Genomic DNA, 15254 nt, shown 5'->3' with positions numbered 1-15254 from the left:
GTCGATCGGCACGTACTGGCCGCCGGCGGTGACGATCGCGTGGATCGCGACGACCATGTCCACCGATCGCGGGATGCACACCGCGACCGCGGTGTCGGGCCCCACGCCGGTGGCGATCAGTCGGCGGGCCAGATGATCGACCTGTGCGCGGAACCCGGCGTGGGTGAGCACGGTCCCGTCGTCGGCGATCACCGCGGGTGCCTCCGGATGCGCGGCACCGAAGGCGGAGAGCACGGTCGGCAGCACGTCGCCGGGCAGGTCGACGCTCGGGCCGGTGGACACCGCGACAGCACTTTCCACGTCGGCGGCGTCGAGCATCGGCAGGTCGCCCACGATCGGATCGTCTCCGGCAGCCGTCGCCTCGGCGACGACACCGAGCAGGCGGGTGAACATCGCCGCGATCCGCTCGACCGTCGGGGCGTCGAAGAGATCCGCGGCGTAGACGAATGTGCCCGACAGTCCGCCGTCCGCGGCGTCGGCGACGCCGACGGTCAGATCGAACTTCGCCGACTCGGCACCGGGTTCCTCCCACGAGATGAGGAGATCGCCGACGGAGGCGGGACCGAGTCCGCTCTGGTCGAACACGAGCAGGACCTGGGCGAGGGGCTCGAACGATTCCGACCGGACGGGGTCCAGGGCGTCGACGACACGCTCGAACGGCGCATCGGCGTGGGCGAACGCATCGAGGTCCACGCGCCGGACCTCGTCCAGCAGTTCGGCGAACGCCGTCTCGGGGCCCACCTCGGTGCGCAACACGAGGGTGTTCACGAACATGCCGACCAGATCGTCGAGTGCGGCGTCACCGCGCCCGGCGACGGGGGTCGCGATCGCGATGTCGGAGGTCGCGCTCAGGCGCGCGAGCAGGGTCGCCAGCACCGCGTGGACGACCATGAACAGTGTGGTGCCGTGGGCCCGCGCGAGGGCGTCGAGGTCTCGACGTACGGATTCACCGACCGCGTACTCGACGGAACCGGCACGCGTCGATGCGACCGGCGGTCGGGGATGATCGATCGGCAGCGCGAGAACATCCGGTGCTCCCGCGAGTTGTCGTGTCCAGTACTGCAGTTGACGTCCCAGGGGCGACTCCGGGTCTGCGGCGTCACCGAGCACCTCGCGCTGCCACAGTGCGTGGTCGGCGTACTGCATCGGCAGCGGTGACCAGTCCGGCTCCGCGTCCGCGAGTCGCGCCGAGTACGCCGTCGCGAGATCACGGGCCAGTACCGGTCCGGACTCGCCGTCGGCGGCGATGTGATGGACCACCACGACCAGCAGATGGTCGTCGTCGGCGGTACTCACCAGACGCGCGCGGATGGGCAGGTCGCGGGAGGTGTCGAAGCCCTGGGTCAGCAGCGATCGGGCGTCGGCCTCGGAGTCGGCGACCCGCCATTCCGGGGGCGACGCCGGGGAATCCGCGGACGCGATCTCCTGGTAGGGGACGCCGTCGGGACCGGCGGGGTATCGGGTACGCAGCACCTCGTGGCGCGCGACGACGTCGGCGAAGGCCTGACCCATGGCGCCGGGGTGGACCGGTCCACGCAGTCGCAGCACGACCGGGATGTTGTAGGCGGCCGATGAGGGGTCGAACTGGTTGATGAACCACATCCGCTGCTGCGCAAAGGACAACGGCAGGCGCTCGGGCCGGGGACGCGGGCCGGGCGCGACCATCCCACGCGCAGACGCGGCACCGGCGGTCCTCGCCACGGCCACGAGATCACGCGCGGTCGGCGCGTCGAAGATCGTCCGGACCGGGATGTCGGCGCCGAGGGCCTCACCGACCCGCGCCGCGACGCGGGTCGCCGACAGCGAGTTGCCGCCGAGATCGAAGAAGCTGTCGATCACCGACACCCGATCCGTGCCGAGGACGTCGGCGAACACCCGGGCGACCGTGGCCTCGGCATCGGTTGCCGGCGGCACGTGCTCGCCGGCGGTGAATTCGGGGGCGGGCAGCGATCGACGGTCCAGTTTGCCCGCGGAGTTCAGCGGGATGTCGTCGAGGATCATCCACACTGTCGGTCGCATGTACGGCGGGAGCGACTGCGCGACAGCGCTCTTCACCCGTTCAGAATCTGGGGCGTCGCCCGGGCGGCCGGCCAGGTAGGCGACGAGATGCTCGCCTCCCCCGGGTGCCGTCGCGACCGTGGTCGCTGCGTGGACGACGCCGGGCGCCGACGACAACACCGACTCGATCTCGCCGAGTTCGATGCGCTGGCCACGCAGCTTCACCTGGAAGTCGGTGCGGCCGAGATAGTCCAGCGATCCGTCGGAGAGCCGCCGCACGAGGTCACCGGTGCGGTACAGGCGCGCACCGGATTCGCCGAACGGGTCGGCGACGAACCGCTCCGCGGTCAGATCCGGACGTGCGGCGTACCCGCGCGCGAGCTGGACGCCACCCACGTACAGCTCGCCGGCGACCCCGTCGGGCACGGGATGCAGGCGCGAGTCGAGCACGTGGGCGGTGGAGTTCCACACCGGCACACCGATCGGCACGGACGCGGCGTCGTCGTCGACGGTGTCGATCCGTTGATGGGTGATCTCGACGGCGGCCTCGGTGGGCCCGTAGAGGTTGTAGAACAGCACATCCGGCAGCAGCGCACGGGTCTCGGCGGCCACCGACGGCGGCAGCGCCTCACCGGTGGTCGAGACGATGCGCAGCGATTCCAGCGCCCGGACACGGTCGGCTCCGGCCACCTCGAGGAAGACCGACAGCATGGACGGCACGAAATGCACCATGGTGGCACGGTGTTCGGCCATCTGGTCGGCCAGATGGATCGGATCGAGATGGCCGTCGGCATCGAGCACGAGGAGCGCGGCACCGACCATCAGCGGCGCGTACAGCTCGGCCACCGAACAGTCGAAGGTGTACGGCGTCTTGAGGACCACGGTGTCCGATGCGTCGATCGGCAACTCGTCGAGCCCCCAGCGCAGACGGTTGACGACGGCCTCGTGGGTCAGCGTGACACCCTTCGGGCGGCCCGTCGACCCCGAGGTGAAGATCGTGTACACCGCGTGATCGGGTCGCAATGGACTGCGCCGGTCACCGTCGGTCACCGCCGTCCCGTCGCCGTCGACATCACTCGCGCAGTCCACGGTCCGGGTCGCCACGTCGATCTGCCGGAGCGCGGCCGGTGCACCCGCAGGCCCGACCAGGACGATGTCGACGTCGGCGGTGTCGATCATGTACTGCACGCGGTCGGTCGGGGCGGAGACGTCGATGGGCACGTACTGCCCTCCGGCCGCCCCGATCGCGTGGATGGCGACGACCATCTCGATCGAACGCGGGATGCACACGCCGACAGCGACATCCGGTCCCACCCCGGCGGAGATGAGAGTGCGGGCCAGCGAGTTCACGCGTAGCGACAGCTCACGGTAGGTGACCGACCGGGTGCCGGCGATCAGTGCGGTGTCCTCGGGCGTGGACACGGCCTGCTCCGCAAGCGCGTCCGTGGTGGTCTGACGGGCCACGCGCACCGAGGGACCGTGCGAGAGTGCCGCGTGCCGTTCGGCTGCGGCACCGTCGAGCACGTCGATGTCGCCGACGGGCCGGGCGGGATCGGTGAGCACCTGTCCTAGCACCCGCGCGAACAGGGCGGCCAGACCCTCGATCGTGGTGTGGTCGAACAGGTCCGTCGCGTACTCGAGGACGGCGGCCAGTCCGCGCCCAAGACCGTCCTGCCCCGAACCGTCCTGCCCGGAGCCGTCCTGTCCGGAGCCGCGCATCCCCTCGGCACCCTCGACGAATGTGATCGCGAGGTCGTACTCGGTGAGGTCGCGATACTGCTCGAGCAGTTCGGCCGATGCACCCCCGAGGTCGAACCGCACGCCCTGCGCATCCTGCAACAGCAGGAGTACTTGCACGATCGGAGCATGTGCCGTGCTGCGGGTGGGCTGCACCCGCTCGACGATCATGTCGAACGGCACGTCGGCGTTGCCGAGCGCGGTGAGGTCGCGGTCGCGGACCTCCCCGACGAGTGCGGAGAACCCGGCGCCCGGGTCGACCGGCGTGCGGAGGACGACCGTGTTCATGAACATGCCGACGAGATGATCGAGGGCCTGCTCGCTCCGCCCGGCATACGGTGTGCCGAGCACGATGTCGCGGTCACCGGTGAGCCGGTGCAGCACGACGGTCCAGGCCGCGTGCAGCACCATGAACACGGACACGTTGTGCCCACGGGCGAATCGCGCCATGTCGTCGACGATCTCGGCGTCGAGGTCGAAGGTCACCGACCCCGCGTGCCGGCTCTGCTCGATCGGCCGCGGCCGGTCCGTCGGCAGGGCGATCAGCTCGGGAGCGCCGCGGAGGGTGTCCTCCCAGAACCGCAGTTGCTGTGCCGCGAGGGTGTCCGGGGCCTCGGGGTCACCGAGCAGATCACGTTGCCACAGGGTGTAATCCGCGTACTGCACATCGAGCTCGGGCCACGTCGCTTCGCGGCCGTCGAGTCGGGACGCGTACGCGTCCATGAGATCCCGCGCCAGTGGCGTCAGGGAGCCGCCGTCGCTGATCACGTGATGGGCGACGAGGACGAACACGAACTCGTCGTCGGCGATCCGGTACAGGCGTGCTCGCAGCGGTGGCGCCGCCTGCAGGTCGAATCCGGTCGCGACCACATCCGTGAGGACGGAGTCGACGACCTCGTCGCCCGGATTCGCGCGACCGTCCGACCGCGGACTGATCTGCGGGGACTCGATCACCAGGGGCGGGTCGATCTGCAGGTCGGGGCGGTGACCGTCCCGCGGCAGGACGATCTGTTCGGGCACCCCGTCGGTGGCGGGGAACCGGGTCCGGAGTATCTCGTGCCTGCCGACGAGATCACGCATCGCGGAATCGAGCGCAGAGGGGTCGAGATCACCGCGGAACCGCAGGACCAGCGGGATGTTGTAGACGTGCCCCGCCGGGTCGAGCTCGGCCAGGAACCAGATCCGGCGCTGCGCGTACGACAGCGGGATCGGCGCGATCCGCTCGGCGGCCGCGAGTACGGGGCGCTGCACGTGGATGCGGTCGGCGAGTCGGGCGGCGAGGTCTCGCACCGTCGGCGCCTCGAAGATGTCGCGGACGGTCACGACGAGATCGAGATCGTCCGAGCATCGGGTCGAGATCTGCGCGGCGACAAGCGAGTTGCCGCCCAACGCGAACAAGGACTCCTCGACGCTGACTCGGTCGAGGTCGAGCACCGCCTCGAAGACGGCGGCGATCGCACGCTCGGCGTCGTCGCGGGGCGGCTCGTACACGGCCGACGCCGCCGGCTCGGGAACGGGCAGGGCCGCTCGGTCGAGTTTGCCGTTGACGTTCAGCGGCAACTGATCGAGGACCATGATCACGTCGGGGACCATGTAGTCGGGAACGCGGGCGGCGGCGGCGGTCCGGATGTCGGTCACATCGAGATCCCCACCGTCCGCGGCGGTCCCGACGACATAACCGACCATCTGCTCGGGCCGACCCTCGCGCTGCTTGATGGCGGCTGCCGCCGCGTTCACCCCGGCCGCGGTCAGCATCGCGGCCTCGACCTCTCCGAGTTCGATCCGGAAGCCGCGCAGCTTGACCTGGGCGTCGGCGCGCCCCAGGTACTGCAGCGTCTCTCCCCGCGGAATGCAGAGGTCACCGGTGCGATACATCCGGCCGCCGTCGGGATCGAACGGGTCGGCCACGAAACGGGTGGCGTTCAGCTCGAATCGGCCGAGATAGCCCCGGGCGACCTGTCCCCCGGCGATGTACAGCTCGCCGGGCACGCCGTCGGGGACCGGGGCCAGACGCTGGTCGAGGACATGCGTCCGAGTACCCGGGATGGGGCCACCGATGTCCGAGGCGAGTGTGTCGGCGACGAACTCGACGGTCAGCTCGCGTCGGGTCATGTACACGGTCGCCTCGGTCGGCCCGTACATGTTGTGCAGCGCCGGACCGGGATCGCCGTCGACCGCCAGACGATCGGTGTGCCACCGCCGCACCTGGGCGAAATCGAGTGCCTCACCGACGAAGATCATGTGACGCACCGACGGCGCCACCCGCCCGGATGACGGCGGTCGCACTGCTCCGGCGTACTGATAGAACGCCGACGGGGTCAGATTCACCACCGAGACCTGTTCGCGCTCCAGGACATCGGCGAAATCCGACGGCGACCGGGTGGTGAAGTAATCCAGTACGACGAGGCGACCGCCGAAGGCCAGTGCCACCCAGATCTCGCCGACCGAGACGTCGAACGCGTACGACTGGAACATCGTCCACACGTCGTTCTCGGTGAAGTCGAACATGTCCCCCATCGACCGCAGCAGGGTGACGACATCGTCATGGGTGACGACGACACCCTTCGGCGTGCCGGTCGAACCGGACGTGTACATCACGTAGGCCGGGTGTGCACCGTCGATGTGCTTCGGCAGGACACCGGCATCCGCCTCGCGTTCGATGTCGGCAACCGTTGTCCGCGCCACATCGAGATCCGTCCACGCCGACACCGTCTCGGAATCGGCCAGCACCAGCAGGGGTTCCGCGTCGGCGACGATGATCTGCAGACGCTCGACCGGATGTGATCGGTCGAGCGGGAGGTATGCGGCGCCCGACTTGACGACACCGAGCAGGGCGACGATCAGTTCGGCGCTGCGTGGCAGCGCGACACCGATGACCGTCTCGGGACCCGCGCCGGCCGCGACGAGACCCGCCGCCACACGATCGGACACTTCGTCGAGTTCTCGATAGGTGAGCCGCGCGCCGTCGAGATCGCCCACGGCCGGCCGGTCACCGAAGCGATGGGCCGCGGACCGGAACAGTCCGGGCAGCGATCCCCAGTCCGCGGACCCCGACAGTGCGAGCGCGGCGGCGCGGACCTCCTCGACGACCCGTCGGGCCTCCGCCGCGATCTGTACCGGGGCCAGACCCGCGGTGGAGATCAGGCCACTGACGGCACCTGCGACTGCGGCGTCGGCATCCAGGCCGCCGGCGACCAGCGCGGCGGATGTCGTCGAGACGCGCTCGTGCAGGTCTGCATGGGTGACCGGACCGTCTCGGCCGACGAAGGCCTCCGCGTCGGGCGCCAGGGCTGCGGCGACACCGACGAGGTGCAGGGCGGAGGGCCGACGCCCCCACCCCTGCGAGATGTGCGGTGTGCCGGAATCAAACGCAGTCACGCGCGATCGGCACCTTCCGTCGGCGACAGTGACTCGTCCGGCCCGGCTCGACCGGCGCTTCCGCCGGTTCCGCATCTGATCGCCTCGGCGCCGGCGATCGTCTCGATCGCGCGGATTCGCAGCTGTCGGACGACGTCCTCGAGCGCGTCGGCTCCGGCTGCGGTGAGATCGGGGATGCCGGACATGAGGGCCATGGTGAGGGCGGCGTTCGGGTCTCCGTCGGGAAGTGCGCCGGACATCGCCACCCGCATGGCGTCGAGGTCACCGAACGCCAGGACGAAGGTGTCGCGGTCGACGGCTGTCGATGCGGGGTCGACGACTGCGGCCTGCGCGACGAGATCCGGCAGGGCCGCCGCGGTCATGCCGTCCGCAGCACGATCGGCGGGTGTCGACGTCGCCTGCTCGGGGTCGTCGAGCGCGATGTCGCCGACGATCGACATGGCATCGGCGGCGACCGCGGTCAGGACCCGCACGTACCACTGTGCGATTCGGTCGACCGTGGTCTCGTCGAACAGGTCGGTGGCGTAGAGGAACTCACCGCGCATCCGGCCGTCGCCCCGGTCTCCGGCGGGGTCGTCGGGGAACAACGTCAACTGCAGGTCGACCTTGGCCGCCGCCAGGTTCTCGTCCTCCGGGGCGATCTGCAGACCGTCGAGTTCGACCGTGGGGAACTCGATGTTCTGGAAGGCGAACATGACCTGGAACAGCGGGTTGTACGACGTCGGCGCGGCCGGGAGCACCCGCGCCACGATCTGGTCGAAGGCGACGTCGGCGTGCGCCATGTCCATCAGGTCCTCGGTGCGAACCCGTTCCAGGACGTCGGAGAAGCGGTCGGCGACCGGGACCTGCGTACGCAGAGCGAGAGTGTTGACGAACATCCCGACGACGTGATCGAGTGCGGCGTCGACGCGTCCGGCGTAGGGCGTGCCGATGACCAGGTCGTCCTTGCCCGTGATCCGGGCCAGCACCACCGCGAATGCCGCGTGGGTGACCATGAAGAGCGTCGTATTGTGTTGACGGGCCAGCGTTTCCAGCGACGACACCAGATCGGCAGGCAGCTCGAACCCGACGGCGGCGCCGCCGAAGGTGGGTGTCAGCGGACGCGGGCGGTCGGATGGCAGATCGGCCTGTGCGGGCGCACCGGCCAGTCGATCGGCCCAGTAACGCAGCTGCCGGTCCTCCTCGGTGCCCGTATGGCCGCCGGCATCGCCGGCGGGTTCGGAGAGCCGGTCGTGCTGCCACAGCGCGTAATCGGCGTACTGCACGGGCAGCGGCTCCCACGATGGTGACGCTCCTCCGCGCCGGGCGGAGAACGCCGCCATCAGATCTCGCGCGAGCGGTGCCATCGACGCGCCGTCGGCACTGAGATGATGGACGACGAAGACCAGGACGTGATCGTCTGCGGCCACCCGCAGCAACGCGAACCGGATCGGTGGTGAGGCCACGACGTCGAATCCGACACCCGTGACGTCCGCGATGGCGTCTCCGAGTTCTCCGGTCACATCGACGATCTCGAGGTCGAGATGCCCGACGACCTCCTCGATGGGGAGGATCACCTGGGTCGGCGCGCCGTCGATCATCGGGTATCGGGTACGCAGCGCCTCGTGGCGATCGACGATGTCGGTGATCGCCGACCGCAGGGCCTCGACGTCGAGGTGCCCCGACATCCGCAGTGCCAGCGCGACGTTGTAGTTGGCCGAGTCCGGGTCGGCACGATTGAGCAGCCACATGCCCCGCTGCACTCCGGACACCCGGACCAGCTCCGCACGGCTGCGGGCGGTCAGCGGCGGCGTCGCGCGGCCCGTCATGGTCGACGTGATGTGCGCGGCGAATGCGGCGACGGTCGGCTGCTCGAACAGGTCCTTCACAGGTACCCGCCGATCGAGCACGGCCCCGAGGCGCGAGGCCGCCTTCGTCGCGGACAGCGAGTTGCCGCCGAGATCGAAGAACGCGTCGTGCACGCTGACCCGGTCCACGTCGAGGACCTGTGTGAAGACGTCGGCGACCACGCTCTCCATCTCGGTCCGCGGTGCGACGAACTCGCGGGTGGCGGTGAGGTCGACCGCGGGCAGCGCCGTCCGGTCGATCTTGCCGACAGAGGTGACGTCGAAGGAGTCGACGACCGCCACGGTGTGCGGCACCATGTGGCGCGGGAGCCGCGCGGCGACATGCGCGACGAGTTCGTCCGATGTCGGCGCGGGATCGTCGGTGACCGTCACGTAGGACACCAGCACGGTGTCGCCGGATGGCGTATCGGTGCCGACGCTCACGGCGGCGCCGACGCCCGGATGTTCCATGAGTGCGGCGTCCACCTCGCCGGGCTCGATCCGCTGTCCGCGGATCTTCAGCTGGAAATCGGTGCGTCCGTTGTAGATGAGCGAGCCGTCCGCGGCCCGCACGACCCGGTCGCCGGTGCGGTACATCCGTCCGCCCGATGTGAACGGGTCGGCGACGAACCGGGTGGCGGTCAGGTCGGCCCGACCGTGGTAGCCGCGTCCCAGCTGGACGCCGGTGAGGTAGAGCTCGCCGGGCATGCCGTCGGGGACGGGACGCAGACCCCGGTCGAGGACGAGTGCGCCCACGCCGGGCACGGCCCGGCCGATCGTCACCGTGTCGTCGACGCGCAGCGGTCCGGCGGCGGTCGCCCAGATGGTCGCCTCGGTGGGGCCGTAGAGGTTGAAGAATCTCCGTCGGGCGGTCGTCCAGCGCCGCAACAACTCCGGCGGACACGGCTCGCCCACGCTGATCACCGTCGACAACTCGGGGACGGACGCGGGTTCGAGCGTGGCCAGGGCCGACGGTGTCATCACCGCGTGGGTCACCCCGGCGTCGGCGACGAGATCGTCCAGCTCGGCCCCGCCGTAGACATCCGGCGGGCTGATCACCAGTCGCCCACCGGTGCACAACGCCATCGTCGTCTCGAAGATCGAGGCGTCGAAGCTGGGCGAGGCCACGTGCAGCACGCGACTGCCCGGTGTCAGCCCGAGCATCTGCTGCTGATTGGCGACCATCGTCGCGAGACCGCGATGGGTGACCGCGGCGGCCTTGGGCCGTCCGGTGGAACCGGAGGTGTGCACGAGGTAGGCGAGGTCGTCGAGCCGCGGCGCCACGGTGAGCTCGGCGTCGGCGACCCGGGATCCGCTGTGACCGGCGATCCGCAACTCGACGGTCTCGTCGTCGACCACCAGCCAGTCGATCCCCGACGGCGCGGGGGCGACCTCGTCGGAGACGGTGAGCCCCAGCGACGGTCCGGCATCGGCGAGCATCCGGGCGCGGCGCGCCGCCGGCTGGCCGGGATCGATCATGACGAACGCCGCCCCGGACTTGGCCACGGCGACGGCGGCGCACACCGACTGCACCGACCGGCCGATGCTGATCGCGACGATCGATCCGCCACCGATTCCTCGCGAGATCAGCTCCCGAGCCAGCTGATTGGTGCGTGCCTCGAACATCGCCCAGGTGACCGCCGCTCCGTCGGCGACGAGGGCCGGCGAATCCAGATCCGCCCGATCCGCACCCGAGATGCACAGGTCGCGCAGCGTCGCCGCGTCGGCGACCGGGCCCGGAGGCGCGGTCAGCGCGGTGATCGTCTCGCCGGACAGCAGATCGATACGGGCGATCGGCTTCGCCGGGTCGGACACCATCCCGTCGAGCATCGTCAGCAGGTAACCGCCGATGGCCTGCGCGGTCGATTCGTCGAACAGGTCGGTGGCGTAGGAGATCTCGATGTCGTAGTGCTCGTCCGACGAACCCACCGCCCGGTCGGTGATGGTGAACGACAGGTCGTACTTCGCGGCGGGCACGCGGGCGTCGAGCATGCCGAGTGACTCGTGCCGCTGGCTGAGTTCGTCGGTGCGATCGGCCTGCATCGTCAGACCGACCTGGAAGAGCGGCGCGTAGGCCGACGAGCGCTGTGGTGCAACAGCATCCACCACCCGCTCGAACGGGATGTTCGCATGGTCCATGGCCTGCGCCCGCGTCTGGTGCGCGGCCGTCAGGACCTCGGTCACGCTCGCGTCGTCGGCGACCGGTGTCCGTAGGACGACCGTGTTGACGAACATGCCGACGAGGTCGGCGGTGATGTCGTCGTCGCGGCCTGCGACAGCGGCACCGATCGGGACGTCGTCGGTGTCGGCGAGTCGGCCGAGCACGGCTGCGAGCGCGGCGTGGAAGACGGTGAACGGGGTGACCGACGTGCGCTGCGCGAGATCACGGACGGCGCGGGCGAGGTCGGCGCCGACGGTGACGTCGACGAATCCACCGCGCCCGGAGGCGACCTCGGGGCGCGGACGATCGGTCGGCAGCGCGAGCAGATCGGGCATCCCGTCGAGAGCGCGACGCCAGTGGTCGAGTTCGCGGACCTGGACCTCGGACGGATCGTCGGCCGAGCCGAGCACCCGATGCTGCCACAGTGCGAAGTCGGCGTACTGGATCGGCAGCGGGGCGAACGCAGGTTCCCGACCTGCCGATCGGGCTTCATAGGACTGCAACAGATCTCGGATCAGCGGCTGCAACGAGAAGCCATCGGCGGCGATGTGGTGCAGGACGAGGAGTGCCACGGTATCGGCGCCGTCGGTGAGCAGTGACCACCGGAACCCGATCTCGTCGACGAGGTCGAATCCGCGTGCGGCCTCATCGGCGATGGCCTGCTCGATCGGCGCGGGGCCGACGTGGGTCACCGGCACCTGCGCCAGATGCCGGAGCTCATCGGCGTCGACGATCTGTTGCACCGGCTCCCCGGCCACCGACGGATAGCGGGTGCGCAACGACTCGTGACGGGTGATCACGTCGAGCACGGCCAGCCGGAGCGAATCCAGATCGACGTCGGGGCCGAGCCGGATGGCGCCTGGCATGTTGTAGGTCGGCGCCTCGGGATCCATCCGGTTCACGAACCACAACCGCGTCTGTGCATGCGACAGCGGGATCACGTCGCCGCGATCGGCCACCGGGGTCGGCCGGGCATCCCGAACATCGGCGACCGGTGTTGCGCGCCCGGCCATCTCGGCCAGATCGGCACTGTCGAAGACATCGGCCAGCCGCAGCGACAACCCGTGGTCGGCGCGTGCGCGGGCGACCAGGCGGGCAGCGGTGAGCGAGTCGGCGCCGATCGCGAAGAGGTTGTCGCGCAGACCGACCCGATCGGCCCCGATCAGATCGGCGACGAGCCGGGCGAGGGTGATCTCGATCGGCGACGTGGGTTCGGCGAAGGTCGTGCCGGCACCCGGGTCAGGGGCGGGCAGTGCCGCACGGTCGAGCTTTCCGGAAGCGGTGACCGGGAAGTCGTCGAGAACGACGACCGAGGACGGGATCATGTGGGCGGGCAGGTGCCGTCGGCAATGAGCCCGCACATCACGGTCGGTGACATCGGTTGTGCCGGTCCGCAGATAGGCGACGAGTTTCGGTGCGTTGCCCGCCTCGTCCGTCCGCGCGACCACGACGGCCGCGTCGACCCCATGCAGGCCGATCAGCACCGCCTCGATCTCACCGAGTTCCACTCGCTGCCCGCGGATCTTCACCTGGAAGTCGGTGCGCCCCAGGTATTCCAGCTCCAACTGCTCGTTCCAGCGGACGAGATCTCCGGTACGGTACATCCGCGCGCCCGGAACTCCGGCGAGGTCAGCCATGAAGCGGTCGGCGGTGAGGTCGGGGCGTCCGATGTAGCCTCGGGCCAACTGGCTGCCGGCGAGATACAGTTCCCCCGCGACTCCGGCCGGCACCTGACGCAGACGCCGGTCGAGCACTCGCACATCGGTGTTCGGCATCGGCCGGCCGATCGGCACCGGTCCGTCGCCACCGACGACGCGATGTCCGGTGACGTCGACCGCCGCCTCGGTGGGGCCGTAGAGGTTGATCAGCTCGACGTCGGCGGCGTCGGCGACCTTGTCGGCCAGACCACGATGCAGCGCCTCCCCCGAGGTGAAGACCTGCCGTACGGCCGCGCCGAAGACCGATCCCGCACCGCAGGCATCCGGCGAGGCCGCCGGGCGGCGTGAGATCACGTCGATGTAGGTGTCGAGCATCGACGGCACGAAATGCAGTGTGGTCACGCCCCGGGTCGAGATCAGGTCGGCGAGATGGTCCGGGTCGCGATGCCCGTCCGGGCGCGCGATCACGATCCGCGCACCGGTCATCAACGGCCAGAACAGTTCCCAGACGGAGACGTCGAAGGTGATGGGTGTCTTGTAGAGCACCACGTCGTCGGTGTCGATGCGATGCTCGTCCTGCATCCACGCCAAGCGGTTCAGGATCGCGCGGTGACCGACCTCGACACCCTTGGGTACTCCGGTCGATCCCGACGTGAAGATCACGTAGGCGATCTCGTCGCCGCCGGCCACGCGCGCCGGCGCCGGCGACGCGGGTGTGGTCGGGTTGCCGGCATCGAAGCGGGCGCGAGTCAGGTAGGCCTCGTCGACGACGACCTCCGCGGACACGGCATCGGCGATGAGGGCACGGCGACGCGGCGGCTGCTGGGGATCGACAGGAACGTATGCGGCACCGCTGGTGAGGATCGCGTAGACCGCGCAGACCTGGGCGACGCCTCGTGGCAGTGAGACCACAACCCGATCCCCGACGACCACGCCGTCCGCCGACAGGGCCGCGGCGAGTTCTCGACGCAGGGCGTCGATGTCGGCGTAGGTCCATGTGCCGCCGTCGAATTCGACCGCCACCGCATCCGGACGATCACGGACCTGCCGGATGAATCCGTCGAGCAGTCGAGCGTCGTCGTCAGGCGGTGCGCGCCGCGCACCGGTGCCGGCATCACGCAACGCCTCCATCTCACCGTCCAGCAGGAGGTCGATGTCGGCGATCGGGACGGCGGGCTCGGCCAGGAGACGCTCGGTGACGGCGAGGAAACGACGAAGGTGGAGGTCGAGTTCGGACTGGGTGTACAGCCCGGGATTGCCGTGCAGATCGATGACGAGGCGTTCGCCCGGACCGGCCTGATACAGATTGATCCGCAGGTCCTCGAGGATCCCCGAGGACAGGATCTGGTAATCGACCCGCGCACCCGACAACTCGATGGGCTTGTCGAAGAACATCATGTTCACGATGGGGCCGAACGAGGCGGTCGTCGAGCTCGCCATCCCGGCGTCGACGCGGATGTCCTCGAATCGATAACGCTGATGGCGCAGCGCACCCGTCATCTCCACGCGCAGCTGATCGACGAGGCCGGTCATCGAGGTATGGGTGATGTCGCGACCGACGATCGGCAGCATGTTCGACACCATGCCCCCGGCACGTTTGATGCGGGCGGTCGCACGGCCGGTCACCGGGAGGCTGAGGACGACATCGTCGGCGCCGGTCATCCGGGCGAGATAGGCGGAGAAGGCGGCGGTCAACACGACCGCCGCGGAGCTCCCGCAGTCGTCGGCGTAGTGATCGAGGCTCTTGTGGGTGACCGGGTCGAGCGTGGTCCGGGCGAGGAGGTTGACCGGTCGCAGCGGGGCGATCGTCGACGTCCCGGCAAGGCTGACCCGCTCGGGCAGATCCGCGACCCGGGCCGACCAGTGCTCACGGTCGGCGGTGCGGCGCCGGCTGTCGGCGTACGCGGTGTCGTCGGCGACGAGCTCGGCCAGGTCGGCACGTCGCGGATCGGAATGCTGACGTCCTGCCAGCGCAGCGTTGTAGCGCTCGAGGACCTGTTGGATACAGGTGAGCGCGGCATAGCCGTCGACGGCGATGTGGTGGCCCCGCAGGTACCAGAGGGCGCGGTCGTCGGCGACGCGCAAGAGGCTGGTGACCGCGAGGCGGTCGGAGAGCACATCGATGGTGCGCTGGTGGTCTGCGGCCATCCAGGCCTGGGCGTCCCGCATCGGGTCATCGCGGTCGCGGAGGTCGACGATGTCGAGCCCGAAACCGGTCTCGGCGTCGACGACCTGGGCCGGCACCCCGTCGATCTCGACGATCCGGGTGAACGGCGACTGCAGATCCCAGCCGACCGCACGGACGACGCGACTCAACAGGTCGATGTCGAGCGGACGATCGTCGTCCTGGATGTCGAGGTAGTGAGCGATGATGACCGAGTAGTCGGTCGAGAGGTTCTCGGCGAACCACATCCCGCGCTGCGCGGCGGTCAGGTCCAGTGGCTGGTTCCCCGGGACCGCGGCGACGCGAGTGATCGCGCTGTCGGTCGGGTCCAT

At 69.7% G+C, this 15254-nt stretch carries 2 protein-coding genes (1 of these 2 running past the window's edge); both read right to left on the bottom strand.

Annotated elements, in window-relative coordinates; all coding sequences use genetic code 11:
• Positions 1 to 7113, bottom strand: partial view of a non-ribosomal peptide synthase/polyketide synthase gene (locus QSJ19_RS04715; RefSeq protein ID WP_286318654.1) — the 5' portion only. The gene continues 47574 nt to the left of window position 1, outside the view; the window shows 7113 of its 54687 coding nt (coding positions 1-7113); it begins with the start codon at positions 7111 to 7113; its stop codon lies off the left edge, out of view.
• Complete coding sequence (locus tag QSJ19_RS04710; RefSeq protein WP_286318653.1) at positions 7110 to 15254, bottom strand: non-ribosomal peptide synthetase; 8145 nt, start codon at positions 15252 to 15254, stop codon at positions 7110 to 7112. Before QSJ19_RS04710 ends, QSJ19_RS04715 begins: the two co-directional genes overlap by 4 nt.

The organism is Gordonia sp. ABSL11-1, from assembly GCF_030315685.1.
Lineage (GTDB): Bacteria > Actinomycetota > Actinomycetes > Mycobacteriales > Mycobacteriaceae > Gordonia.
The sequence above is the reverse complement of the archived record's forward strand: the minus strand, read 5'-3'. Positions and strand labels throughout refer to the sequence as shown.